This is a genomic window from Hallerella sp. (genome assembly GCF_022776125.1).
Classification (GTDB): Bacteria; Fibrobacterota; Fibrobacteria; order Fibrobacterales; family Fibrobacteraceae; genus Hallerella; species Hallerella succinigenes.
The window spans coordinates 21,680-45,754 of the sequence record NZ_JALFIA010000047.1 but is presented as its reverse complement, the minus strand read 5'-3'; the positions used below and the strand labels follow the sequence as shown (position 1 = coordinate 45,754).

Here is a 24,075-nt window from a genome sequence, read left to right as displayed (position 1 = left end):
AATATTTCAATCCATGCATCCTTTACTTCAAAAGTCGCTTTCCTTCGAAAGGCTCACGCCCGAGGAAGCGCTTTTGCTTTTAAAGGAAGCGGAATGGACGGAAATCGCCCAAGCGGCGAATGCGGTTCGCCATGCAAAGCTCCCCGGCAAACGGGTCGGCTATACGGTCTACCGCATCATCAATTACACGAACGTCTGCTCTGTAAACTGTAGTTTCTGTTCCTTTGCCCGCAAAGCGGGGGAACGCGGCACGTATGTGCTTTCCTTGGAACAGATCCGCAGCAAGGCTGAAGATGCCAAAAAGCTCGGCGCCGACCAGATCTTTTTGCAAGGCGGCGTGAACGAGGAACTGCCAATCGAGTATTACACGGACATTCTTCGCATGCTCACCCAAGAACTCGGCATGAGCGTTCGCGGTTTTTCGCCCGTAGAACTCGTCCGCATCGCAGATGCACACAAATTAACTCTCGTCGAACTTTTGAACATTTTGAAAGCCGCGGGCCTTTCTTCGGTACCCGGAGCAGGCGCTGAGATTCTTTCGGACCGAATCCGAAAGATTCTCAGTCCACGAAAACTTTCCTCCCTCGAATGGCGCAATACACTCGCCGTTTGCCAGAAGAACGGTCTTCCGGGAAGTGCAAACATCGTCATCGGGACCAAAGAAACTCCTGAAGATATCATTGCCCACTTAGACCTCGTCCGCGGTCTTCAGGATGAAACAGGCGGAGTCAAAAGTTTTGTCGCCTGGACATTCCAGCCGCAAACCCACGATTTCCCCATTCGCCACGTGACTCCGATGGAGTACTTAAAGCTCCTCGGGCTTTCACGCCTTTACCTGGACAACATTCGCCATATCGAGGTTTCTGTTCTTGGAATGGGAAAGGCTGTCGGAGAACTGGGACTCGTTTCGGGTGCGGACGACATCAACAGCATTGTCCTCGAAGAAAATGTTCTGGAATCTCAAGGTATCCGCGGCATTGCGGAAGCGGAAAACTTTATCCGCGGAGCGGGCTTCACCCCTTACCGCCGCGACCTGAACTTTACATGCGATCTCTAAATTCCTCGCGATTTTTTTCTAACCTCTGCATCTGAGGTGAGGATTTTATTATCTTGTAGAGTACAATGGGAAACATCATTCAAACATCCGGTTTCGAAATTCAGGAAGGCAAAGTTTTTCAGTATCTTCACGCTTTCCCGCTGATTTTCGATATGAGCGATACGCCGTCGTTGCTGTATCGCTTGGACGAAGATTTGAAAATCGGTTCCACCGTTTCTTACCGTCTTGTTTCCGGCTTCCAGATTGTCAACTGGAAAGGCTTTGTTTCCTCGATCAACGGCAATTCCTGGACAGTCGAACTGAAACAGGGACCGTTCTCCATGTTCCATGCAGAACATTCCATTCAAATGACCGACGGTCTTTTGGAATGCTCGGACGCATTCTCCTACAACGGCGAACCGGTGGACATGACTAGCGTTTTGGAAAAGGCTCGTGTCGTCTACGCATTCGACGCCCGCCAGAAGTTTTTACAGGCGAAGAACGCTTTTGAATCTCGTCGCCAGACCGAAACCTTTAGAGCTTTCTCTTCTGGATTCTCTGCGGGCTAACGGAAACGCACAATGCCTTACAATTCCTTGGAAAGTGCGCTTTTAGATTTAGAAAAGCACGGGATGTTGTTGCGTATTCGGGAAGAGGTTTCCCCGGATCTCGTAATGCCGAAAATGGCAGAAATCGCGACGCGAGAATCCTTGCCAGCTCTCCTTTTTGAACACGTAGAGAATTCCCCGTTCCGCGCTGCAGCCAATATTTTTGGAACGCAAGAACGCGCCCGCTTTCTTTTTCGAAAGACTCTGAAAAAAGCGGAAACCGCGATCGCTTTCCACGGCGATCCGATGAAAATTCTCAAGAGCCCGAGCCTTTGGCCGTCGCTTCCGAGTATCGGAATTTCGGCTCTCCCGCTTCCGAGTCTGCGAGCGCCTGTCCTTGCCGAAGAAACCACACTTTCCAAGCTTCCGCAGATCCGGTTGCACCGGGACGACGGCGGCACTTTTTTAACGCTCCCGCAAGTCTTTTCACAGATGCCTGGCGAGCAAAACATGCTGAAGTCGAACCTCGGCATGTACCGCATCCAGACTTCGGGAAACGATTACGTCCAGGATGCGGAATGCGGTCTGCATTACCAGATTGAACGCAACATTGCACGGCACCACGAAGCGGCAATCGAACAGGGCGTTCCTTTAAAAGTGAGCATCTGGCTCGGCGGTCCTCCGTCGCACACGATTGCGGCGGTAATGCCCATGCCTCAGGACCTTTCGGAACTCCTCTTTGCCGGGCTTCTCGGCGGGCGCAGTTTCCGTTATACCGATTACGAAGGATGGAAAATTTCAAGCGATGCGGACTTCTGCATTTTGGGAGAACTCGCTTTGAACCTCAAACCGGAAGGTCCCTTCGGCGATCATATCGGATACTATTCCGCAAAGCATGACTTTCCCTATCTGAACGTCAAAAAAGTCTTTTGCAAAAAGAATGCAATCTATCCGTTCACGACTGTGGGCAGACCACCGCAGGAAGATTCGATTTTCGGAGATCTGATTGGTGAACTGGTCAAACCGATCGTGCCGCAGTCAGTGACGGGCATTTGCGAAATGAATTCCGTCGATGCGGCCGGCGTGCATTCCTTGCTCCTCGCCATCGGCATGGAACGTTACCAACCGTACAAGAAAGAACGCGAACCGATGGAACTTTTGAAAGAAGCGAACGCGCTTCTCGGTTTTAATCAGGTTTCGCTTTCCAAGTATGTCTTTATCGCCGCCCGTGAAGACTCTCCGCGTTTAAGCACCCGACACATCGTCGATTACTTTATTCACATTTTCGAACGTTTGCATTTGAATCAAGACGTACATTTTCAAACCGAGACGACAATCGATACTCTTGATTATTCCGGCAGTACCTTGAATCACGGTTCCAAGGTAATCTTTGCGGTAGCAGGCTCTCCAATCCGTTCTCTCGGACGTTCTGCAGAAGATTTGGCGAACCTAAATTTACCGGACGGATTTTTGAATCCGCAGATTGCATTCCCGGGGGCGCTCGTCATCGAAGCTTCTCCATCTGCACAGATAGAAGTTCTTGCTTGCGCCCTTTCAAATTGGGACGCCCGTGAAAAGTTCCCGTTCGTGACCGTGACCGAAGACGCTTCGTTTGCGGCCAAGAATATGGACAACTGGCTTTGGGTCACCTTTACCCGCAGCGATCCTGCGCGCGACATCTACGGTGCGAATTCCCATTTTGAAAACAAGCATTGGACGTGTGAAGCGCCTCTTTGCATTGACGCGCGTATGAAGCCGCAAATGCAAGCCGTCGTAGAAGAAGATCCCCAAATCGAAGCCTTGGCGCGCGACATTTTGCACCGCGCCCAAAAGCAGCAATGCAGGCAATAGTCAAGCAAGGCGTCCCGTGAAAGCGTTTCCGCTGTTTAGCCACATCCTCTTTTGCGCCACGTTCTGCTTGTTAGCGAATTTCGCTTCGCCTGCTTACGCTGGCCGTTGCGGAACCCCTCTGATTTGGCAGCAACAGCGCCCCGTTGCAGAAAACGCTTCTGCACGCAGCTCGTACAAGCCAATCACCAACTGTGACGCAAGCTCCTATTACGACACCACAGCGGTCCAAGAAAAAACGACTACACACTTTCGCATTTACTACGTGCTCGAAGGTCCCCATGCGACGAAAGAAGCCTTTATCGATACGCTCGCCGTAGACCTTGAAAAAGCCTGGGAATTTTACGTTTCAAAACTCCGCTACTTAAAGCCGATTGCCGCCGACACAACTTGGCATTACCAAAAGGCTTCACACGTAGAGCTTTTCCCAGTGGAAGTTTTGGATCTTTCCCTGGTGCGCAATAATGAATCTTTGTTCCAAGGTTATTGCGAAGGCTGCATGGGATTTGTTTTTGCGCCGGGCGAAAACGCTCAAGCAACCCAGATTTTTATCGACAACGATTTTTACTACCAGACTTCTTCAAGTGCGATTCTTCAAAGCGAATTCGACGCGAGCTGCACTTACCCCGAAGCCGACGTTCCACAGAGCAATTCCTTCAACGAAAAACTGTACCCTATGGAATTCGGCGACGGAATCCGCGTGACCGTTTTTCACGAATTCTATCACACGCTCCAGTTTGCCTATACGGAAGTCTTTGACTCATACTGGTTCGAAGCTTCGGCGACAGCCTTTGAAGAAATCACCGTTCCGGACATCAACGATTATTGGAATTACCTGCCCACGCTTTTTTCGGCGAACAAAAAAAGTTTTTCCGATATCGAAGCGTACTCGATTGCCCTTTGGGGACTTTACAACGACAAGGAATTCGGCAGAGACTTCGACAAAAAAATCTGGGAACGTTTTAGCAAAAATTCCGACCGCTCCTTAGAGGACATCTTTGCCGAAGAATTGAACAGCCGCAAGCTCGATCCGGATTCCGCCTTTCAAGATTTTATTTCTCGCCTGTTCTTTTCAGGAGATCGTGCCTCATTCATCGATACCGCAGACTTCATTACAGGCGACGCCGCAGAATGGAATACTTCCCCGCAAATGCTTGCGGCGACGACAAAATCCGTGGAACTCGAATTCCCCGCCTTTGCCTATTACCGTCTCAAACTCGATTCGCTGCCCGACCTTTCGAATTTCCAAGGCAAGGCGAGCGTCGCCTTTTACGGCAAAAAGCAAAAGGCGCTTTTCGTTTCCCTGGATACCGTTTCCTTTACAAGCCTTGCCGCCGACATCAGTTCTGCAGAAAATGCCGTGCTGATCCTTTCCCACCTAAGGAATTCCTCTTCGACTGTACCCGCGCAAGATTCCTTGCCGATGCGCAGTTTCCCGAATCCGTGGAGAGGAGAATCCCCGCTCTGCTTTGCAGGACTTCCCGATTCGAAAAAATTTATCGAGATTCGCACTCGCTTGGGAAAATTGGTAAAGCGTTATCAGTACACGGCATCGACTTTCTGTTTGGACGCAGATGAAGTCAAAAACCGTTTAGCCCCGGGCCTCTATTACTTTAGAGCGGGAGCGCGCAGCAAGCTTCAGCCGTTTATTGTAATGTACTGAGTCAAACTTTACGGAATCGGATTCAAAGCAGTCCAAAGTGTATCTTCGCCAAGGTTTTCGTTCTTTTGAAATTTCGGTTCTTTTCCCGTTTTCCAGGGAAGACCTGTGCCGAGCGTTTTTGCGGAGCGCAAAATATAAAAACGATTCCAAAGTCCAGAGCTTAAAATGCCCTGGGCAAGCGTCGCCCCGGTTTCGACTGCCAAGCGGTGAACGCCAAGACTTGCGAAGGTGTCGAGGACGCACTTCCAGTTTTCGGTAAAATCTTGGGACGGTAACAGATGCACTTCGGCAATTCCTTCCAAATTCGGCTGCGGATTCCGGCTAAAGACGAGCGTCTTTTTTTGCGGATCGTCAAAGAGGGAAAGCGTCGACGGTAAAACCTGAGACCCGCAGAAGACGGCGCGGCACGGGCTGTTTCCGGAGACACCACGCACCGTCAAATGCGGATTGTCCGCTAAAGCTGTTCCACCGCCGACGAGAATGAATTCAGCCATTCTGCGCCATTTGGCGGTCCAGGCGTTCGCCATATCTGCGGTAATGCGGACCGGGCTACGGTCTTCCCGTGCAATGAAACCGTCTGCGGATTCCGCCATTTTGCATTCTACAAAGGGACTCTTGGTTTTCACAAAATAATCGTACGCTTCAAAGTAGCGGGAAAATTCCGGAGATGGTTCCACATATGTCGAAACGATTCCTGCTTCAGCAAGAATTTTTTCACTTTTCCCAAAGACCAAGGGATTCGGGTCTCGATGGGCGAAATAGACCCTTTCGATTCCTGCAGCGATAATTGCACTGGTGCACGGAGGCGTTCTACCGTAGTGGCAGCACGGTTCTAGAGTCACGTAAAGAGTTGCACCTTTAGCGGCTTCACCCGCATCACGGAGAGCCATCACTTCGGCATGGGGACCGTGGACGACCTGGGTATGACCTTTCCCGACAATTCGGCCATCTTTGACGACAATCGCTCCGACTGCAGGATTGGGGTAAGAAACTCCGATTGCGAGCAGAGCCTCTTCAAAAGCTTGATTAATGAAATTCATTATTTTGAATCCGTTGGCTGACACCGTATAAAGTATACTGTCCAACATCATCTTTTTTAAGTGTACTACGCGTCAGCATTTCCACAATGGAGCCGTCGCGATTCTTCACATGGACCTTGTGAACCTGAGGTTCATCATTCATCCGATCGCTATCCGCCAAAGCGGCAATGCGATGATTCAGCATTTCTCGGAAATAGCGGATATCTTCTTCAGGGAAAACTTCTTCATTCGAAAGGATCAGACCTGCGTCTCGATCATCCACTCCAAAACGTTCACGCGTAATGGGAGAAATCAAAACCAGCTGACGGGTCAAGCAATTCATTTCCCAAACAATGTTGAACGAGTTGTTCAAAAGGATTTCCATTTTATGGCGGGTTTCCACCAGATCCGCCGACAAGCGCATCTGTTCATTCACCGGAAAATAAGAGCAGCACAGCAAACGGTGAGAATTGTATTTGGTAAAGAAGCCGTAAACTTCATACCACTGCCAACCATAATTCACGTCGCGCAAACGAACGCGCAAGCTGTCAAAAGCGTTTTCAATCGGGTAGCCTTTTTTTTCCTTTTCACGGACTGCCGACAACGAAGTATGCAAAAGCTTCATATCGTCCGGATGGATCGTTTCGCGAATATCATGCTTGGCCACTTCGTCACGCGGAATGCCCAGCACATTCAGCAAGGCATTCGAAGCGGAAAGCACTTTCAAAGACTTCATATCAATAATGGCAAGAAGGCTTTTTGTATTCAGATCTATGAGCTTAATCAATGCCACTCGATCTTTCAATCGGGCATTTTGCACAAATAACACGATCGTTGCGATCGTCATCGCAATCGTAAATACAACAACCTCCATCAGCATGTCCTCAATTTACATTATTTGACGTTAATTCAGAGAAATTACTGACTGTTTTCTCTAAATTTACTTTCTTTTTTGTGGCTTTGAAAATCGATTTCCACCATTTTGGAATTCATATAGTCCGAATCACGGTGAATGCCGACGCCCGCGCCCCAATTTTTCAACTGGAAATGAAGCCCTATGCCCACTTTGGGCCCTGGGAAAGCCAGACTTCCTTCCAAAGCGAGCAGCCCCAATCCAAAGCGTTCTTGAAAGATCCAGAGCGGTTCTCTCTTTTGCCGCATCAAAAATAATATTCCACTTTGGAAACTTTCCCCAGGCATCCAAAAGGCATGAGCGGTCAAAGATTTTTCAAATCCGTACCCTGGATACGTCCCCCAAACGCCCCCGCCAAACTTTTGCACGCGAAAAGCGCATCCCACCCGAACATTCCACTCCCACCAGGAAGCTTCTCCGGGAACGATCTGCACCGCGGCAGAGCCCCCCGCTCCCCAAATCCAGTGCAAAGTGGAAAAAGAAAGGTCGAGCCCGAAGTTTTCACTGCGGTAAAGCGAATCCAAAAAGACGCTTTCAAAAGAGATTCCCGAATAGTAACGCGCATTTCCCCATTCCGCAGCAAAGCCCAGAACCTGATAATCCACGCCTTCCATCGGTTCTGTCCAAAGAAGTCCCAGGCGAAAGACATCCGCGCGTTCCGCAGGATTTTTTCCGCCGTCAAAGAATCCCGGATTCCAAGGCTTGGGAACGCGGACTTCTGCATAAAGCATTCCCAACCCGAGCAAAAAGCATAAAAAGATTTTTTGCATCATTCCTCACGGTCGAAGCACAAGCCCGATGCGCTTTTCAAAGGCGCCTTGGGATATGCGCAAAAAGTTCACCCCCAAAAATCCTTTTTGATGCAGCGGAATTTCTGACCAAGAGTTTCCCGAAGGATCTACAGAAAGCTTTGTGCTCCACAGCAAATCGCCCTTGCCCGAAATGAGTTCCACAAGGACTTCCGATACTGCGGATTCCGAGCGCACGCGAAGCATGAGCGGTTTAGACGGATTCCGTTTGGAGAACAGGCGCGCATTCCATTCTACAGAAAAAGGCGGCGCTTTTGATTTTTCGGCGGACGCGGCAAGGCTTCCTGGAGTTTGAAATCCCGGGCTGTTTTCGGGGCGGCCGGTCGCGGCCGAAAATCCCTGTGGGCAGTGCGGCGAAATGCGCGCGTTCCTTCCCCAGATGACGGAATCTACAGGCGAAGATCCTTGGCAAAGAAAAAGCGTGTCCGCTGCATTTTTTAAATATCCGAAATTCACCGGTAAAATTTTGACGTCGTCGTTTCCGACAAAGGTGCGCATGAGAGCGGTGTCTTTCACAAGGACCGCGCTTTCGTGCTTTTGCAAAACGGCACCCGTCAAAAAAGTTTTTTCGCTGCACAGGTTCATTAAAGAAAGGGAAAGTTCACGGGCGCCGGCGTTGTAAATTTCTATCCACTCCGGAGAACCTTCTTCTGGGCAAGGGTGCACTTCTGTGATGCGGATCGGGAATGCTCCGGGTTTTGCAATCAACGTGTCCAAGGAGTCATTTGCAGGGATGTCATCAGGCGGAAGAAAAACCTGTATTTGCAAAGCGTCCGAAGAGATGTGCGTGGAGAATTCTTTGCGACTGCCCCGTGTGAAATCACCCTGCCAAGCGTTTTCCGTGAGAGATGCCGTGCTACGAAACAGAGCCTTGACCCACGCCGAATCACAACCGGTGAGCGTCCAAAAGCCTTTCCAGCCCGATGCAGAAAAAAAGACCGTGTCGATTTCAATGCGACAGTCCTGAACATCTTCTTCGAGGTAAGCGTTCGGAAGTCCGGGGCTCGCTTCGGCAAAGGTCCAAGAGTCGAAAGAGCTGTCCGTTCGCACAAAAGATTTTCCGGGTTTGGGTTTAGGAAGCGCCGCAGAATCGTTACAGGCGCCACTCCACAGAGAATATTCCGAGGAGCGGGAATTGGGAAAGCCTTTCCCCAAAAGCGCTTCACAGGCAAGTTTTTTTGATGTCGGACAAAGGCTCGTGTCGCGAATCAGGAGCAAGCGTTTCGCAGGCTCTAAAACGGTTCCCTTCCAAATCAGTTTCTGTTCAAAATAAACGGAGAGCGTATCGTGCCACGGCGTTTGCGGCAGTCGAATTTCGACGAATTCACCACGGGAATCATCCACGTCCTCAGGATCGGGAAGGATTTCCGCTAAATACGGACACGCTCCCAAGGCGGCTGCGCCAAGCCAGGTGAGCAAGTTCATGAATAAGGTTAAACGCGGTTACGTCTATTGAATCGCGTATTCTCCAGGGAGGATATAGCGAAGCGGGTTGACGGCCTTCGAATTATACCAGACTTCATAATGCAAATGAGGTCCGGCAGAAAGACCGGTGTTACCCATATAACCGAGCAGCTGATAGCGCTTCACGAACTGTCCCTGCTTCACGGAGTTCAACTGCATGTGAGCGTACTTCGTCACATAGCCGTTTCCATGATCGAGAGCGACATAGTTGCCAAAGGATTCGCTGTAACGCGAAACGGTGACCACGCCATCTGCAGATGCGTAAATCGGAGTCCAACGGCTGTTCGCAATGTCTATGCCGTTGTGCATGCGCGAAACACCGGTAATCGGGTGAACGCGAGCGCCAAATGTCGAAGCATAACGGCCAGTCGTCGGGGAAATCGAAGGAATATGCTGCCAATGCGCATATTGCTGTCCGACAAATCCAGCGACTTCCGTAAAGCTTCTTTCGTTTTCGTAAGCCTTGGAACGGAACTGTTCCGCCTTGGCACGCAAGGTCAAAGCCTGGTCGAGAATCGGATACGCAGACCTGCTCAGGCGGACTTCCGGGGCTTCCGGTCCGCCGATCGACATTTCTCGCGTAGAACGATCCGTCGGGTTCAGACCGAACTTGTAATGGAGGAGATCCTCATTTTCAAAACGGGATTCCATTTCGATATTCAACGAATCCAAACGCGCCTGCTCCTTGTCGAGCTTCTTGGACAAAGAGATTCGGCTACCGATGGCACGATCCTTGAGAAAATCATAAGTGAAGAGAACACCGCCCTGCAACACCAAGAGGGCGATTCCTGCGAACACTAGACCCTTTCCCACTCTAAGCACACGTTTAGAGAACTCCGGAAGGCGCAAAGCATGCGACTTGGAAGAGCCTTCGATGTGAAAGGAAAGTTTGAAAAATCTCATGATAAACGCAAATTTAATAATTTACGCGGTAGATGGATAGCGTTGTACTATATTCGTAACCCACAACGAGGAATGGAACGCCTTTTTCGGGGCTATTTTCGGCAGGAATAAAGAGTACTCCTTCCGGTCCACGATCGGTAGAACTTGCGAAATAATCCAAAATTTGCGGCTTTTTAGGGTTTTTGAGGTCAAAAACAGCGATTCCGCTCGAGCGTTCCACGGCGACAAAGGCGTACAAGCCCGATTTTGTCTTTCCAACGGTCACATTTTCCGGTTCCGGGCCCAAATCGTCACTGCGCGAATCCGGTTTGATTTTGCCTTTTTTGGAATTCCAGTTGAAGAGTCCCGGATGATGTTCTGCGAGAAACTTTTCCAGGGCGTTTCCGCTGTTCCAGATGCGCGTGCCCGTTTGAGCGTCAAAAATGCTCACGCTTCTGCCCCCAAAGGTATTCAGGTAGCGGCAAGGTTCGTTTCCGTCACAGGGGTTCAGCGCGTCGATCGGGAGCTTTCCCATCTTTTGAACCTGTTCGGCGGTAAAGACGCTTTCATTTAAGCGACCTTGCGCCTTTAAGGATTGGGCGGTTGTGACGTCGCTTGTCGCTGGATCGTCGTCGCGCTTTGCGCCTTCGTCCGCGGTTATAAAGTAAAGCTTTCCAGCGGCTTCAAAGGCTTTGATACCGTCCGGTTGCAGGTAGCCGCGGATCGGAGCGTTTTCAAGTTCGATCGTTTTGTTTTTGCGGTAGTCGAATTCGTTCCCCTTCTGGGCGTGATCGACTGTGCCGAGTCCCCAGACGTCCGTGATTTTCGCTTTTTTCACATCGATTTTTGCGACAGCATTGTTTTCTTGGAGCGTTGCAAAGGCGAACTTACTGTCGGGAGAATACGAAATGTATTCCGGTTCTATGTTTTGCAGATAGCGTCCAGGACCCACCAAACGAACGCCGGCATTCGCGAGAGAAAGGCTATCGAAAGCGGCAAAATCCAATTCGCTGACACGCGCCGTTTCGAATCCGTTCGAAATATCGATGAGGCTGATCGAGCCTTCGGGATCGACCTCCGCTTCGTCATCGGGCTCGCCTTCATTTGCGACGAGAAGTGTTTTGCCATCGGGCGCAAAAGCGACCATATCGGGATGAGCGCCCACGGTAAAACTCTTTAATTTATTCAATTTACGGTTCTGAACCTTGTACAGGTGAAGCGTTCCCGGCGAAGTTTTCGGATTGTTCATTTCTGCAATAGCGAGGAAATCCCGATGCGTCGAAACACAAGGAACTTCGCCTTTAAAATTCAGCGATTCCAAGATTTGGGGCTTTTCCGGATTTTCGAGGGAAATCAGAAATACCTCATGATCGCCCGATGTCGTAACGAGCATTTTTTGCGACGCTATATAAGTGGAAATTTCCGAGCCCGAAAGCCCATTCGCTCGAGTCAGACGCCCGACTTCTTCAAGGCCAGCGGCAAAAAGCGATACCGACAAAACGAGAGCAGCAAGGATTGTATTTTTCATATGATTTTAAATTATTAAATTACTCAATACGATGGAAATGGAACGAGTTAAAATTGCGCAACGGATCACTTGGCACGGCTTCTTTGTGAACCTTCTTTTGACAATCGGGAAGATTCTCGCCGGAATTTTTGGAAATTCCGCAGCCATGCTTGCGGACGGCATTCATTCTCTTTCGGATTTTGTGACGGATTTTATCGTCATCATCTTTGTGCGAATTTCCGGCGAAGACCGCGACAAGAACCATCCCTATGGCCACGGTAAATTTGAAACGATGGCTTCGTTGCTGATTAGCATTGCCCTGTTCGCTGTCGCGGTGGGCATTTGTGTGAATGCGGCAAAACAGATTTTCTCTTTTATGCAAGGAAACGCGCTGGAATCGCCTTCGGGGATCGCCATGATTGCGGCAGTCGTCTGCATCGTGACAAAGGAAGCGCTTTACCAGTACACGGCAAAAATGGGAAAGAAGATCGACAGTCCCGTTTTGATTGCGAACGCTTGGCATCACCGTTCCGACGCCCTTTCGAGTATCGGAACCTTGATCGGCATTGGTGGAGCCTTTTTGCTCGGCGGCAAGTACACGGTTCTCGACCCGATTGCGGCGATTCTTGTGAGCCTTTTCATTGGACGCGTGGCATACCAGATCGGATTTCCGACCGTACAGGAACTGCTCGAAGCCTCGCTTCCCGAAGACATCGAAAATGAAATTTCCACACTGATCCGCAACACAGACAAGGTGCGTTTTTACCATCATCTGCAAACCCGTAAAATCGGGAACGCCTACGCGATCGACGTTCACATTAAACTCGACCGAGACATTTCCCTTGTAGAAGCGCACGACGTCGCCACCGACATCGAAAAGCAGCTACGCGAAAAATACGGCAAACAGACTCAGATTAACGTTCATATGGAACCTCTTGGGGAGGACGGACATGCCTAAAATTGCAACGCTTTTGGCTATGGCTTTTACCGTATTTTCTTTGACCGCCTGCGATGACATTCGCGAAGAAAAATACCCGAACGGGAAGGTGCGTTCTCGCGTCCAGTACGTCGAAAACGCAAAACAAGGCGTTGAAACGGAATTCTACGAGAACGGCAAAGTGAAGCGCACCCGAAATTTTGAAAAGGGAAAAGAACAGGGCGAATCAAAGGAATATTACGAATCCGGAAAGCTCAAGGCGGAACTCAGCTACACGAACGGCGCTGTAAACGGGACCGTGAAACGCTATTACGAAAACGGCAACGTCCAGTCGATTACTTTGTACGAAATGGGAACGATTGCAGCCTTCCCCGAGACATTCGACATGGAAGGCGACCCGGAAGTTCAAGGGTCTTACACGGACCCGCGCGACGGCAAGAAGTACGAATGGGTTCGTATCGGAGACGCGATCTGGACAGCAGAAAACATCCAGTTCGCCCCGGTCAAAGGTTCTCTTTGCATGCAGTGCAATGTTTGGGGAAGGCTTTACGACTGGGAAAGCGCCAAGAACGCCTGCCCGACTAGTTTCCGTATGCCGAAAATCGCCGATTTTGAAGTTCTTGCCAAGACTGTCGGACAAAATCCGGCAAAAAAGCTCAAGGCGACCTTCGGCTGGAACAACGGTGGCGACGGAACCGATGAATTCAGCTTTGGAGTGCGCGCTAGCGGCGCCCATTTTGCAAAATCCGACGTTCCCGAAAAAGCCCGCAAATTTAAGGATGCTGGAGACAAGGCTTATTTTTGGACCGCGGACGGAAAAGTCGCCGTTTTTAAAAAGAATTCCTCGGACATTTCCTACGAAAGATTCCAGCCGGAATTCGGCGCTAGCCTGCGCTGTATCCTTGCCAAATAAAGTTTAAGCGACTGCAAAATGCTATATTGAGGGCATGGCTACTACCCGTTACATTTTGCAAATTCATTGCCCAGACCAAAAGGGTCTCATTGCCGGCACAACGCAGGTTCTTGCGAATGCCGGTGCAAACATCATCGATTTGACGCAGCATACCGCGAAGGATATCGAAACGTTCTTTCTCCGCGCTGTTTTTGAATGCGAACCGTCCGCTGCTGAAGAAATTCAGAACCATTTTGAATCCATCGGTCCGCACCTTTCGCTGACCTGGCAACTGCACGATACTTCCAAGGTGAAACGCCTTGCGATTTTCGTTTCCAAAACAGACCACTGCCTTTATGATCTTTTGCTGAAGCACCGCGACGGAGATCTTCCTTGCGAATTCAGCTGCATCGTGAGCAATCACACGGAACTAGGCCCGGTCGGCGGCACATTCGGCGTTCCGTTCTACTATGTACCGAGCAATCAGGAAAAATCGATTTCTGAAAATCGTTTCCGTGAAATCATCAAAGAAACGAATTCCGATGGAATCGTTCTCGCCCGCTACATGCAGATTCTTTCGGCGGAATTCACCGAAGAATTCAAGTACAAGGTCGTGAACATTCACCACGGCTTCCTCCCCGCCTTTAAGGGCGCAAAGCCTTATCACCAAGCATGGCGCAAGGGTGTGAAGATTATCGGTGCAACGGCGCACTTCGCAACGGAAGATCTGGACCAGGGTCCGATCATTTGCCAGGACGTGCAACGCGTTCCGGAAACCGCTTCGATCGATGAACTTGTGGAACTCGGCAAGGATATCGAAAAGCGTACCCTTTCAACCGCTGTGAAGCTCTGGCTCGAACACCGCGTCTTCGTGTACGAAGGCCGTACTTTCATTTTGTAAGGAAGAATTCCCATGGCAGAAGAACACAAAATCCAGGAAGCCGAAATCATTTCGACAACCCCCGCTCCGGACGCTTCCAAAGAAGTCCAGCCGGAAGTTTTGACCGCAGAAGCTCCGAAGCCAGAACCTTCAGCAGAACAGCCGAAGGAAGAAACGAAGCCGCAGGAACCGCAGGTCATCATCCAAAAGGAACGCGATCTTTCTCACTATGTAGGATTCGCCCTTTTGACCGTGCTTTCGATTGTGTTCTTCTTTATTCCGGGCGTCGCACTCGTTTACCTCGTGAGCTGCCTCGCGGCGATTACCGCTCCGGTCGCCTGGATTTTTGCAGCGATTCTTTCCGTAATCGTCTGGCTCATCTTTAAGCTCAAGATCAAGGGTTTCAAGAAGTCTTTCTTCTGGTACATCGGTCTTTGCGCTCTTATCTCTATCATTCTGGTATCGCTTTCTGTGTTTACCAGCTACCAGGTCCTGAGCGGCATTTTCGCTTTGCTCATCGGAGGCTCGAACTAATATGATCAAGAAGGATGAATTCGTCCACTTTCTCGTAGAAACCGGCGCCCTCAAGTTTGGCGCGTTTGTGACCAAGAGCGGCCGTCATACGCCGTACTTCATCAACACGGGTGAGTTCCGCACGGGCAAAGCTCTCGCCCGCCTTTCGGAATTTTACGCTCAGGCTTTTGTTGAACATTTTAGCGGCAAGGCGACAAACCTTTTTGGTCCGGCTTACAAGGGCATTCCTCTTTGCGCAGCGACCGCGATCGCACTCGCCGAAAAGCACAACCTGGACTTGAGCTTCACCTACAACCGTAAGGAAGCAAAGGACCACGGCGAAGGCGGAAACCTCGTCGGCGACACTTACAAGGGAGCCAAGGACGTCGTGATCATCGAAGACGTGATTACCGCCGGTACTTCCGTGAACGAAACGATGCAGACCATGAAGAACTTCCCGAATGCGAAGATCAAAGGTCTCCTCATTTCCGTCGACCGTCGCGAACGCCTTGAAAATGGAAAGTCCGCTCTTGAAACCGTTCAGGAAACCTACGGCATCGAAGCCCATTCCATCATCAACATCGACGACATCATCTCGTTCCTCGAAAGCGAAGACAATCGCAAAAAAATCGGTGCACCGGAAGATATTCTCGAACGCGTTCGCGCTTATCGCAAAGAATGGGGTGTGTAAATGAAGGGGGCGCTCCTTCTGTTATCGCTTATTTTAGCGTCGTGCGCGAGCAAGCAGTGGAGCGCGTCTCATCCCTATTACAGGGAATCTCCGAGTGCGCAAGAAGAAATCGCCGTACTCGGACTCCATCACGCTGTCGTCATTACTCGGGACAAATGGTTTGCAAAGCACTTGCAAATTCCGCGCGATTCCGTATACCTGTTGCTCGGAAAGCAACTTGAAGAAGCCTTTATAAAAGAGCTGCAAAGCACCCGCTACCCGAGCCTTTATATTTGGCCCGATTCCGCTTATGCAAAGCTCCCCGAAGAGACCCAAAAGCTCGACGAAAAAATTTACATCAAAGGCCGCTTTCCGGCCCAAGGCGTTTCGCTCCAAAGTCCAGAAGGCAAAACGCCCAAGCATTTGATTTTGATTCACGAATGTACGCTCGGGCTCGATCTGAAAAAAGACTACTTCTTTGATTATACGCTTATCAACAACGAAGAAGAAACAAAGCGCACTTCCGAGGCGTTGACGATCATTCTTTCTTATACGCTCTGGGACAACGTGAAACAGCGTGCGCTGTATTCCGCCGTCGCCGAAGTTCCGCTTGCGATTCCGCACGGCATTCAACCGGGTGACGTTTCCAAGGTTTCGATTTTTGCGGCAGATAGCCTTGTGGCAGGCATCGACGGAGGTATCCGATGAAGCGCTTGTTCCAGTTTTTTGCAGCGGCATGCTGTTTTGCAGGCGCCGTTTTTGCCGAAGACGTTTACTTCCGCGAACCGTTTACCCTGTGGCAGGATCCCGAAATTTTAGTGTGGACGCCGGATTCCGCAGCGCCGATCGACCCACGTGAATTTTCCCTTTCGTTAAAGCGCAACAACAGTGGAATCGGAAGCCCGTCCGTACGCATCGCTGGAGAACTGGAACGCGATTCAAGCGCCATCCTTTACGCTGTCTGGCTTAAGAACAATCTGCTTCCGGGAATCCCGACAGAACTTTTAAAAGCCCGTGAAGCGAAAATGCAGTCCCGCCTTTCCGCCATCGAAGACAAGTACATTCTGTACATGACAAAGAACGGAAACACGCTCACGGTCGCCCTCTTTGACGAAACAAGCTATTCCCCGAAGGCTGCCGGTTCCTTACCGTTCAACAGCGACAAGGTTGCATTAGGCGATGCGATTGCCGAAATGTTCTTTGGCGGCAGCACGAATCGCCGTTTAACAAAAGAAGAACGGGCAAAGAAAGCGGTAGAACCCAACGAATACTATTCCAAGATTCCGACTTTTAGAGGCTTTTTTGGCGTCGCAGGCGGTTACACGCAGGCACAGGTGCCGTTCACGCCCGACAGCTGGTACAGACGCAAGCTGAACAGCAAAATCAAGAATTACCGCAATACGCGGGATTCCCTTTCGCTGTGGAATTTTATCGAAGACTCTTCCCCGCTTTTGAACGTTTATGCGGGCGGCACGTGGTTCGATTTTATCGGTTCGGAAATCTTTTTGCGTTTTTCGGAACACGATGCGAAGATCGATGAGAAGGATACGGTTTACAACGAACTCGATGACTGGAAGTTCTACCGTTTTGAAGTCGGTCTAAGCCTGATGCTTTCTTACCGTTTCCCGATACATAAGAACGTGACGCTTGTACCGCACGGTTCCCTAGGATTTATTTACAGCTTCCTTTCGGAATCGATCGACACCAAGAGCGGTTACAAAGCATCGGGAGCGTACAAAGCGCGTATCGAATTCAAGGACTTTTACAAAGGTGCTGTCCTAGCTGTCGGCATGCGGACGATTCTCTTAGACCATTACGGCATCGATTTGCGGGCGGGTCTCGCTGGCCGCGGTCGCATTCTCGACAGGGAGCCTTCCGTAGACGCGGTTGCCGAGCCTACGGTCATCGGTGGCTCCACTATAGACTGCTTTATTCAGCTCGGTCTCGAATACCACTGGTCTTTATAGACTTTTTAGCGGGAACCGTCGTCGATGATTTCGGAGCCGAGAGCATGCGTTGCCGTGACCAAGTGTTCCTTGATCTTGCGGTATGTGCCGAGCAAGTCGGTGAAGGTGGTCGTGAGCAGAGGATCTTCGCTGACTTCGGCGACATGACCCCAGTGCTTTGCACGGCTGTCACGAACCTGTTCCGTAATTTCATGTCCCTGGCGACGGATCGCGGCGAGCGTATGAACGTCATGGGAATCATTCAAGACGACAGCGACGTCGTCGGCGAGTTCCGACACGGCATCGTGCAACGAAATCAGGCTTTCCTGGTGCAACTTGTCGAAGGCAACGTTATGGTCGCGCAGGCGCAGGCAAAGCTTTAACGCCTGGGTCACGTAGTCGGATGCGGTTTCGAGATCGTCGCTCATGCGGAGCTGGCGTTCCGCATCGTTTGCAATGCTCTTGGAAACGCTCGTCGAAAGGAGGCCCGTGAGGAAGCTGATGACTTCGGTCTGAGCCATGTCGAGTTTCTCTTCAGCTTCAAAGATGCGTTCCACAATTTTCTTGTCTGCCTTGCCTTCCAAAACAAGGCGCAGATCCTTGAGCATGTCGCGAACCGTGTCGTTCATCATGTTCATTTCACGGGCAGACTGCGTAATCGCTGCAAACGGAGACTTGATGAGAGCCGGGTCGAGCTTTGTCACCACAGCGTGCTTCGGCACCACCTTGTTCGGGAAGAACTTGTCCAGGAGCGCCGGGATCTTGCCCGTAAACGGCAGCACGACGAGGGTGTTCACAATATTGAAAGTCGTGTGGTAAAGCGCAATCGCAAGAGTCACGTTCTTTGGGTCGTCCGGGTTCGCCATGCCAAAAGCCGTGTGCAAGAACCAGCGCATCCCGGCAATCGTCGGTTCAAAGAGGAGCGTCACCCAAACCACACCGAAGATGTTGAAGAACAAATGGAAGAAAGCCGCACGGCGAGCGTGGCGGGAAGTATTCGCCGCAATCATCAAAGCGGAAATCGTACAACCGATGTTCTGGCCGAGCACGAGAGCCGCAGCCGTATTGAAGCCGATCAAGCCCTGGGAAGCAAGCACAATCGTCACACCGAGAGAAGCGGAACTCGACTGCATGATCGTCGCCATGAGGAAGCCCACCAAGATGCACGCGCAAATGCTCAGAATATTATTCGCATTGAAGACCGCAAGAGCGTTCAAAAAGTCCTGGTTATTCGAAACCGGGGCAAGCGAAACCTTCATCGCCGCAAGACCGACAAAAACAAGACCCACACCCAAAAGGGCGAGGGCCGAATACTTGATACGTTCTTTTTTAGCAAAGCAGTAAACCAGGGCACAGGCACCGGCGAGAGGCATCCCGTACTGGTCCATATGAAGAACCAAGACCCAGCCCGTAATCGTCGTACCGATATTTGCACCCATGATCACGCCGAGAGTCTGGGACAGCTGCATGATCCCGGCGTTCACAAACCCGATGACCATCGCCATTGTAACGGCGCTCGACTGTACAAGACAGGTCACGCCCATGCCGACAAGAATACCTAGAACGCAGTGGTTCGTTACCTTACTAATGAGTTTTTGGAGAGTCGGCCCAGCGATCGTTTGTAGGCCCATCGAAAGGAATCGTAAACCGAGGAGGAAAATACCCGCGCCACCGATGAGGAAGATGACGCACTGAGCAATTTGCGAGAACAACATTGTTGGTTCATCCTTATTGGAGATGCCAAACGCATCTGATGTGTTATTTGGTCGTCCATTGTGGTTGCCCCAAATTTAGAATTTCAAATAACTCCTTCAGAGGGATTCTTTACAGATTTTTTACTTGCTCCACATGTTTTTTACAAAAAAAATTCCGCCACGAGGCGGAATGTTTCAAATTTGAGCTTTTTGGAGAACAAGAGCCTGCAATTCCGCGAGACTTCCCCAGTTATCTATATATTCATAGTGGTCATTCGGCGGAAGCGGGTCCAGAGCCTGAATTTGCATGCGGCGGAGGGCATCATCCTTCAAAAGCCCGCGCTTTTGGAGCCTTTCGAGGCGAATGTCGTCCGGAGCCTGGACCACCCAAATTTCTGCCAAATTTTTGGAAAATTCAGGCCATTTGAAGAGTAAAGCCCCTTCCACGGCGGCGATTTTCGGCGGATTTTCAGAATTTTCAATCCGTTTGAGCTTGTTTTCTGCATGCTTTTGGAGCATTGGATAGACGATTTTTTCCAAATCCTTGAGGGATCTCGGGTCTTTGAAGACCTGGGAAGCGAGAGCGGCCCGGTCCACGGTGCCGTTTTGGACGCAAACCGCCCCGAAACGTTCGGAAATTTTCGTGCGCAGTTCCTCGGATTCCGTGTAAAGCCTGTGCATTTCCACGTCTAAATCCAGTACAAAGGCACCCTTTTCGGCGAGCAGAACTCCGACAGCACTTTTACCAGAACCGATTTTACCGCAAATTCCAATCTTTTTCATGCCCGGAATTTAACTAAATTTTTAGCACTATGAGCTTAAAATTCGATACTCCGATTACTGATGTCCCACTGTTCCACCAAGGTAAAGTACGTGACATGTACGACCTGGGCGACAGCTTCCTGATGGTCGCAAGCGACCGCCTTTCCGCATTCGACGTGGTGCTCCCCACTCCGATTACGGGCAAGGGTAAAATTCTTAACCAGCTTTCGCTCTTCTGGTTCGAACATCTCGGCATGCCGAACCACCTGATTACGGCGAACGTGGACGAATATCCGGCAGTGCTCCAGAAGTACAAGGATTACCTCCGCGGCCGTTCGATGATCGTGAAGAAAGCCAAGCGTCACAGTGTAGAATGCATCGTGCGAGGCTACATCGTGGGTTCCGGCTGGAAGGACTACCAGAAGACCGGTAAAATTTGTGGGCACGTTCTCCCCGAAGGCCTGCAGCTCTGCCAGAAGCTCGAAAAGCCGCTCTACACGCCGAGCACCAAGCCGGACGTGGGCCACGACGAAAACATTTCCTTTGAACAGACCTTCGACATCGTCGGCGAAAAGGTGGCTACCGATCTTCGCGATCTGTCCCTCGACGTCTACACGAAGGCTCGCGATTACGCGGCTTCCAAGGGCATCATTCTCGCCGATACCAAGTTCGAATTTGGCGAAATCGACGGCAAGACCGTTTTGATCGATGAAGTCTTGACTCCGGACTCCAGCCGTTATTGGCCGGCAGACAAGTACCAGGTCGGCAAGAACCAGGAAAGCTTCGACAAGCAGTACGTGCGTGACTGGCTCGAAACTCTCGACTGGGGCAAGACCTACCCGGGTCCGGAAATTCCGGCTGAAGTCGTGAAGAACACGCTCGCCAAGTACGTGGAAATCTTCGTGCGCCTCACCGGACGCGAACCGGAACTTTAATTCCGAAACAAAACATCGAAAAGCTTCAATAGGAAAAGGACTCCAACAGGAGTCCTTTTTCGTTTACAGAATCTGTTCCAAACAAGGTTCTCTAGCGAACTTCCTTTTCGAGATCCAGATCGCTCAAACGGGAAGCGTCCACCCGTTCAAATTCCTGAACAATTTCATCGGAAGGCTTCTTCGTGCAAAGGCTCACCACGACCGCAGTCACAAAGTTCAGCACAAAGCCCGGAACCAGTTCGTACAATCCAAAAATCGAGCAGTCGCTCGAAAAGCCCGAAAAGTAGAACTTCCACGCAAAAGCAACGACACCGCCAACGATCATTCCGCTAATCGCTCCCGAAAGATTGATGCGCTTCCAGAAAAGGGCGAGCAGAACGATCGGGCCAAAGGTTGAACCAAAACCCGCCCAGGCAAAGCTCACAAGGCTCATGACCACATCGAGAAATCCACTCGAAGCACCCGGACGGCCCTGGAATGCGAGATAACCCGCAACAAGAGCGATCGCCACCACGACGCCACGGCTCACCAGCATCAGTTCCTGATTGCTTGCATTCTTGTGAATCAAACGCTTGTAAAGATCATTGCTAAAAGCACTCGCCGAAACCAAGAGCTGGGAGTCCGCTGTACTCATGATCGCCGCAAGCACAGCGGACATCATGATCGCCGCAATGACGGTCGGGAACAGGTTCTGCGTCACCACCAAGAACACACGTTCCGGATCATCCAAGGCTATGCCCTGCTGCATCAAATAATAACGTCCAAACACAGCAATCAAGATCGAAGCACCGAGCGAAAGTACAACCCAAGTCATGGCGATGCGACGGGAATGCGTGATCTCATCCGGATTCTTGATCGACATAAAGCGCACAAGGATATGCGGCATGCCAAAGTAGCCAAGGCCCCAAGCCAGGGAAGAAACGATCGAAATCATCGTTACCGCCTTACCCGTCGAAGCATTCGTGAAAATGTTCATCAAGTAAGGATTCACCTGGTTCATCGCATCGACTGTCGGAGCAAAGCCGTCGTTCATTTCGCAGATGATCGTCGGCACGAGCAAAAGCGCAATCAGCATCAAAACGCCCTGCACAAAGTCCGTCCAGCTCACCGCTAAAAAGCCACCGAGGAACGTGTAGCCCACGACCACAATCACGCCCACCCAAAGAGAAGTCGTATATTCCCAACCGAAAATCGTTGAGAACAATTTACCGCAACTGACAAATCCCGAAGTCGTATAGAACAGAAAGAAGATCAAAATAAAGAGAGCGGAAACCACGCGGATGATTCCGCGCTTGTCCCGGAAGCGGTTCGCAAAAAAGTCCGGCAGCGTAATGGAATCGTTGCAGTAATACGTGTACTTGCGAAGCCTGCGACCGACAATTTTCCAGTTCACATAGGTTCCGACGACAAGACCAAGACCGATCCACGCTTCCGAAAGGCCCGAAAGGTAAATCGCGCCCGGGAGGCCCATCAAAAGCCAGCCACTCATATCGGAAGCTTGAGCGGACATCGCCACGACCCATTTATTCATGCCGCGATTGCCCAAATAATAGGAATTCAGACTGTTCGCCCTGCGAGAGAAATAAAATCCGATACCGAGCATCATCAACAGGTAAAGGATGAAAATAGCCATTATAGTCATAGGGACTCCTCGTAAAAAAACTTGTTTGCAATAATAGCTTTTAATTCTTACCTAGCGTGAAAACTTCGCGAAGTTCGTCATCCGACATTTTTGTAATCCAATTTTCGCCGGTCGCGACGGTCATCTCGGAAATTTTCTTTTTGCTTTCGAGGATGTCGTTGATTTTTTCTTCCAGATCGAATCAGGAAAATTTTGGCAAACAGTACGTGCGAGACCGGCTCGAACCTCTCGACAAGGACAAAACCTACCCGAGTCCAGAAATTCCGTCAGAAGTCGTGAAGAACATGCTCACCAAGTATGCGAAAATCTTCATGCGCCTCACCAGCTGCGAACCGGAACTTTCCGAAAGAAAACATCAAAAAAACTTAAAAAAGATTCCTGTAAAAGGAACCGTTTTTTGCTTCAAGTAAATAAAATTTTAGCGTTATAACAATTCAATTAAGTCATAAAAGTAATATAAATTACCGCGTTTTCTTTCGTCGGAGAATACGATATTATTGGCGGTCAGTTTATCCAACATGCGATTGACAGTCGTGTTGGAAAGCCCTGTTTCCTTTTCAATTGCGCGACTGTTCTGAACCGGATTTTTAAAGAAACAGGAAAACACTTGTTTAAGCAATCTTGATGAAGAAATCTTTGCAATTTTCTTTAAGCTCAACTCGTAGAGTTCTTCTATTTTCAAGACATTACCTTCGTATTTGGCACACTGCCGATCCACAATTCCAAGGAAAAACTTAATCCATTCATTCCAGGCGCCATTTACCCGGACATCGTTCAGCATTTTATAATAGCGGAATTTTTCTTTTTCAATAGCTTCACTTAAAAAAAGCCAGGGCATTTCTATTTCGTGAACCTTAAAAAGAAACAGCGGGATCAGCATTCGACCAAGGCGTCCATTTCCATCTGCAAACGGGTGGATTGTTTCGAACTGCTCATGAATAACTGCCGCATTTACCAAATTCCGCTCTCCAGATGTAGGCGAATTCATAAACGCAATCAAGTTATCCATCAACGGTTTTACAAACTTTGCTTCTGGCGGTACAAAAGTGATTTCTTTTGAATTCTCATTTTGAATAAAGTTTTGTTCAGTGCGGTAAAGTCCAATATTATCCGTTAAGCAATGCACGTTTCCACTCAAAAGGATCCTATGCATTTCAAGGAACATCTCCTCCGTAAAAATTCCCGTGCGCATTAGATAATCACGTCCATATCGCGTCGCTGCCGAATAATTTTTCACTTCATTGACATTTTTGTCGGAATCATCTTCAAGCGCTGTTTTTTCCAAAGAGCTTTGCAACGAGGTCCTTGTACCTTCCATCCGACTAGAATGCAAGCTTTCTTTGATATACATCGAAGCCATGCAGGATTCCCGCGCGATGGATCTTTCTAGTAGCGCCGAATATACTTTTAACCGCGAAACAGAATCCACTAATTCGTCAACGAATGCGGTTTTGTCAATTCTTTCAAATGCGGATTCAATGCGCGATGCAGCAAAAGGTTCTTGCATATTGCAAA

At 49.9% G+C, this 24,075-nt stretch carries 23 protein-coding genes; 13 read left to right on the top strand and 10 right to left on the bottom strand.

Annotation, left to right across the window (positions count from 1 at the left end; translation table 11 throughout):
- Positions 1 to 13: 13 nt before the first annotated feature.
- The 4 genes from MR847_RS05790 to MR847_RS05775 all read left to right on the top strand — a co-directional run bounded on the left by MR847_RS05790 (position 14) and on the right by MR847_RS05775 (position 5,095).
- Positions 14 to 1,057 carry a CofH family radical SAM protein gene (locus MR847_RS05790; protein ID WP_287723194.1) on the top strand — a complete coding sequence of 348 codons (1,044 nt, stop codon included), beginning with the start codon at positions 14 to 16 and terminating at the stop codon, positions 1,055 to 1,057.
- 65 nt (positions 1,058 to 1,122) lie between these two features.
- Positions 1,123 to 1,605: a hypothetical protein gene (locus MR847_RS05785; RefSeq protein ID WP_106519026.1), complete on the top strand. Its 483-nt coding sequence runs from the start codon at positions 1,123 to 1,125 to the stop codon at positions 1,603 to 1,605.
- A 12-nt stretch (positions 1,606 to 1,617) separates the two neighbouring features.
- Positions 1,618 to 3,435 (top strand): UbiD family decarboxylase, encoded by a 1,818-nt coding sequence (locus tag MR847_RS05780; protein ID WP_287723193.1) that lies wholly within the window; start codon positions 1,618 to 1,620, stop codon positions 3,433 to 3,435.
- A 16-nt stretch (positions 3,436 to 3,451) separates the two neighbouring features.
- Positions 3,452 to 5,095: a hypothetical protein gene (locus MR847_RS05775; protein WP_287723192.1), complete on the top strand. Its 1,644-nt coding sequence runs from the start codon at positions 3,452 to 3,454 to the stop codon at positions 5,093 to 5,095.
- A gap of 8 nt (positions 5,096 to 5,103) precedes the next feature.
- On the opposite strand, the gene ribD is transcribed toward MR847_RS05775, so the two are convergent.
- From ribD to MR847_RS05745, 6 genes are read right to left on the bottom strand one after another with little or no spacing between them, the layout of a single operon-like run.
- Complete coding sequence (gene ribD, locus MR847_RS05770) at positions 5,104 to 6,135, bottom strand: bifunctional diaminohydroxyphosphoribosylaminopyrimidine deaminase/5-amino-6-(5-phosphoribosylamino)uracil reductase RibD (protein WP_287723191.1); 1,032 nt, start codon at positions 6,133 to 6,135, stop codon at positions 5,104 to 5,106.
- On the bottom strand, positions 6,122 to 6,988 hold the full coding sequence (locus MR847_RS05765) for a PAS domain-containing protein (RefSeq protein ID WP_287723190.1): 867 nt from the start codon (positions 6,986 to 6,988) through the stop codon (positions 6,122 to 6,124). The genes ribD and MR847_RS05765 overlap by 14 nt, the downstream gene beginning before the upstream one ends.
- A 44-nt stretch (positions 6,989 to 7,032) precedes the next feature.
- Positions 7,033 to 7,800, bottom strand: a complete 768-nt coding sequence (locus MR847_RS05760) for a hypothetical protein (protein WP_287723189.1) — start codon at positions 7,798 to 7,800, stop codon at positions 7,033 to 7,035.
- A gap of 3 nt (positions 7,801 to 7,803) precedes the next feature.
- Positions 7,804 to 9,261 (bottom strand): lamin tail domain-containing protein, encoded by a 1,458-nt coding sequence (locus MR847_RS05755; protein ID WP_277002672.1) that lies wholly within the window; start codon positions 9,259 to 9,261, stop codon positions 7,804 to 7,806.
- Positions 9,262 to 9,285: 24 nt separating this feature from the next.
- On the bottom strand, positions 9,286 to 10,203 hold the full coding sequence (locus MR847_RS05750) for a M23 family metallopeptidase (RefSeq protein ID WP_277002674.1): 918 nt from the start codon (positions 10,201 to 10,203) through the stop codon (positions 9,286 to 9,288).
- A gap of 13 nt (positions 10,204 to 10,216) precedes the next feature.
- On the bottom strand, positions 10,217 to 11,710 hold the full coding sequence (locus MR847_RS05745; protein WP_287723188.1) for a choice-of-anchor I family protein: 1,494 nt from the start codon (positions 11,708 to 11,710) through the stop codon (positions 10,217 to 10,219).
- A 37-nt stretch (positions 11,711 to 11,747) separates the two neighbouring features.
- Here MR847_RS05745 and MR847_RS05740 point away from each other — a divergent pair, with 37 nt between their 5' ends.
- From MR847_RS05740 to MR847_RS05710, 7 genes are read left to right on the top strand one after another with little or no spacing between them, the layout of a single operon-like run.
- Positions 11,748 to 12,647 carry a cation diffusion facilitator family transporter gene (locus MR847_RS05740; protein WP_198514842.1) on the top strand — a complete coding sequence of 300 codons (900 nt, stop codon included), beginning with the start codon at positions 11,748 to 11,750 and terminating at the stop codon, positions 12,645 to 12,647.
- Positions 12,640 to 13,539 carry an FISUMP domain-containing protein gene (locus tag MR847_RS05735; RefSeq protein ID WP_287723187.1) on the top strand — a complete coding sequence of 300 codons (900 nt, stop codon included), beginning with the start codon at positions 12,640 to 12,642 and terminating at the stop codon, positions 13,537 to 13,539. The genes MR847_RS05740 and MR847_RS05735 overlap by 8 nt, the downstream gene beginning before the upstream one ends.
- A gap of 34 nt (positions 13,540 to 13,573) precedes the next feature.
- Positions 13,574 to 14,419: a formyltetrahydrofolate deformylase gene (purU, locus tag MR847_RS05730; RefSeq protein ID WP_100424704.1), complete on the top strand. Its 846-nt coding sequence runs from the start codon at positions 13,574 to 13,576 to the stop codon at positions 14,417 to 14,419.
- A 12-nt stretch (positions 14,420 to 14,431) separates the two neighbouring features.
- Positions 14,432 to 14,932, top strand: coding sequence for an MFS transporter (locus MR847_RS05725; RefSeq protein ID WP_287723186.1), 501 nt, complete (start codon positions 14,432 to 14,434; stop codon positions 14,930 to 14,932).
- A gap of 1 nt (position 14,933) precedes the next feature.
- Positions 14,934 to 15,602 (top strand): orotate phosphoribosyltransferase, encoded by a 669-nt coding sequence (gene pyrE / locus MR847_RS05720; protein ID WP_287723185.1) that lies wholly within the window; start codon positions 14,934 to 14,936, stop codon positions 15,600 to 15,602.
- Positions 15,603 to 16,289, top strand: coding sequence for a hypothetical protein (locus MR847_RS05715; RefSeq protein WP_100424707.1), 687 nt, complete (start codon positions 15,603 to 15,605; stop codon positions 16,287 to 16,289).
- The gene (locus tag MR847_RS05710) at positions 16,286 to 17,548 is read left to right on the top strand and encodes a hypothetical protein (RefSeq protein WP_287723184.1); all 1,263 of its coding nucleotides are present in this window, start codon (positions 16,286 to 16,288) and stop codon (positions 17,546 to 17,548) included. Before MR847_RS05715 ends, MR847_RS05710 begins: the two co-directional genes overlap by 4 nt.
- 5 nt (positions 17,549 to 17,553) lie before the next feature.
- On the opposite strand, the gene MR847_RS05705 is transcribed toward MR847_RS05710, so the two are convergent.
- Together MR847_RS05705 and coaE are read right to left on the bottom strand one after the other, a co-directional pair.
- Positions 17,554 to 19,242: a Na/Pi cotransporter family protein gene (locus MR847_RS05705; RefSeq protein ID WP_100424709.1), complete on the bottom strand. Its 1,689-nt coding sequence runs from the start codon at positions 19,240 to 19,242 to the stop codon at positions 17,554 to 17,556.
- Between the two features lie 174 nt (positions 19,243 to 19,416).
- Positions 19,417 to 20,004 (bottom strand): dephospho-CoA kinase, encoded by a 588-nt coding sequence (gene coaE, locus MR847_RS05700; RefSeq protein WP_100424710.1) that lies wholly within the window; start codon positions 20,002 to 20,004, stop codon positions 19,417 to 19,419.
- 29 nt (positions 20,005 to 20,033) lie between these two features.
- Between coaE and MR847_RS05695 the strand changes: the two genes are divergently transcribed.
- The gene (locus MR847_RS05695; RefSeq protein ID WP_100424711.1) at positions 20,034 to 20,918 is read left to right on the top strand and encodes a phosphoribosylaminoimidazolesuccinocarboxamide synthase; all 885 of its coding nucleotides are present in this window, start codon (positions 20,034 to 20,036) and stop codon (positions 20,916 to 20,918) included.
- Between the two features lie 91 nt (positions 20,919 to 21,009).
- On the opposite strand, the gene putP is transcribed toward MR847_RS05695, so the two are convergent.
- A complete protein-coding gene (putP, locus tag MR847_RS05690; protein ID WP_100424712.1) occupies positions 21,010 to 22,560 on the bottom strand; it encodes a sodium/proline symporter PutP in 1,551 nt (516 codons plus the stop codon).
- Positions 22,561 to 22,712: 152 nt separating this feature from the next.
- Between putP and MR847_RS05685 the strand changes: the two genes are divergently transcribed.
- Positions 22,713 to 22,970 carry a hypothetical protein gene (locus tag MR847_RS05685; RefSeq protein ID WP_198514843.1) on the top strand — a complete coding sequence of 86 codons (258 nt, stop codon included), beginning with the start codon at positions 22,713 to 22,715 and terminating at the stop codon, positions 22,968 to 22,970.
- A 14-nt stretch (positions 22,971 to 22,984) separates the two neighbouring features.
- Here the strand turns inward: MR847_RS05685 and MR847_RS05680 are convergent, their stop codons facing one another.
- Positions 22,985 to 24,067: a Fic family protein gene (locus MR847_RS05680; RefSeq protein WP_100424713.1), complete on the bottom strand. Its 1,083-nt coding sequence runs from the start codon at positions 24,065 to 24,067 to the stop codon at positions 22,985 to 22,987.
- Positions 24,068 to 24,075 lie beyond the last annotated feature (8 nt).

What these genes read in the sequence shown, in the direction of transcription:
- MR847_RS05785 (WP_106519026.1), top strand. Translation starts at nt 1,123, where the DNA reads ATGGGAAACATCATTCAAACATCCGGTTTCGAAATTCAGGAAGGCAAA.
- ribD (WP_287723191.1), bottom strand. Translation starts at nt 6,135, where the DNA reads ATGAATTTCATTAATCAAGCTTTTGAAGAGGCTCTGCTCGCAATCGGA.
- MR847_RS05750 (WP_277002674.1), bottom strand. Translation starts at nt 10,203, where the DNA reads ATGAGATTTTTCAAACTTTCCTTTCACATCGAAGGCTCTTCCAAGTCG.
- MR847_RS05755 (WP_277002672.1), bottom strand. Translation starts at nt 9,261, where the DNA reads ATGAACTTGCTCACCTGGCTTGGCGCAGCCGCCTTGGGAGCGTGTCCG.
- MR847_RS05710 (WP_287723184.1), top strand. Translation starts at nt 16,286, where the DNA reads ATGAAGCGCTTGTTCCAGTTTTTTGCAGCGGCATGCTGTTTTGCAGGC.
- MR847_RS05695 (WP_100424711.1), top strand. Translation starts at nt 20,034, where the DNA reads ATGAGCTTAAAATTCGATACTCCGATTACTGATGTCCCACTGTTCCAC.
- coaE (WP_100424710.1), bottom strand. Translation starts at nt 20,004, where the DNA reads ATGAAAAAGATTGGAATTTGCGGTAAAATCGGTTCTGGTAAAAGTGCT.
- MR847_RS05705 (WP_100424709.1), bottom strand. Translation starts at nt 19,242, where the DNA reads ATGTTGTTCTCGCAAATTGCTCAGTGCGTCATCTTCCTCATCGGTGGC.
- MR847_RS05685 (WP_198514843.1), top strand. Translation starts at nt 22,713, where the DNA reads ATGTCGTTGATTTTTTCTTCCAGATCGAATCAGGAAAATTTTGGCAAA.
- MR847_RS05780 (WP_287723193.1), top strand. Translation starts at nt 1,618, where the DNA reads ATGCCTTACAATTCCTTGGAAAGTGCGCTTTTAGATTTAGAAAAGCAC.
- purU (WP_100424704.1), top strand. Translation starts at nt 13,574, where the DNA reads ATGGCTACTACCCGTTACATTTTGCAAATTCATTGCCCAGACCAAAAG.
- MR847_RS05680 (WP_100424713.1), bottom strand. Translation starts at nt 24,067, where the DNA reads ATGCAAGAACCTTTTGCTGCATCGCGCATTGAATCCGCATTTGAAAGA.
- pyrE (WP_287723185.1), top strand. Translation starts at nt 14,934, where the DNA reads ATGATCAAGAAGGATGAATTCGTCCACTTTCTCGTAGAAACCGGCGCC.
- MR847_RS05765 (WP_287723190.1), bottom strand. Translation starts at nt 6,988, where the DNA reads ATGGAGGTTGTTGTATTTACGATTGCGATGACGATCGCAACGATCGTG.
- MR847_RS05715 (WP_100424707.1), top strand. Translation starts at nt 15,603, where the DNA reads ATGAAGGGGGCGCTCCTTCTGTTATCGCTTATTTTAGCGTCGTGCGCG.
- putP (WP_100424712.1), bottom strand. Translation starts at nt 22,560, where the DNA reads ATGACTATAATGGCTATTTTCATCCTTTACCTGTTGATGATGCTCGGT.
- MR847_RS05790 (WP_287723194.1), top strand. Translation starts at nt 14, where the DNA reads ATGCATCCTTTACTTCAAAAGTCGCTTTCCTTCGAAAGGCTCACGCCC.
- MR847_RS05735 (WP_287723187.1), top strand. Translation starts at nt 12,640, where the DNA reads ATGCCTAAAATTGCAACGCTTTTGGCTATGGCTTTTACCGTATTTTCT.
- MR847_RS05740 (WP_198514842.1), top strand. Translation starts at nt 11,748, where the DNA reads ATGGAACGAGTTAAAATTGCGCAACGGATCACTTGGCACGGCTTCTTT.
- MR847_RS05760 (WP_287723189.1), bottom strand. Translation starts at nt 7,800, where the DNA reads ATGATGCAAAAAATCTTTTTATGCTTTTTGCTCGGGTTGGGAATGCTT.
- MR847_RS05725 (WP_287723186.1), top strand. Translation starts at nt 14,432, where the DNA reads ATGGCAGAAGAACACAAAATCCAGGAAGCCGAAATCATTTCGACAACC.
- MR847_RS05745 (WP_287723188.1), bottom strand. Translation starts at nt 11,710, where the DNA reads ATGAAAAATACAATCCTTGCTGCTCTCGTTTTGTCGGTATCGCTTTTT.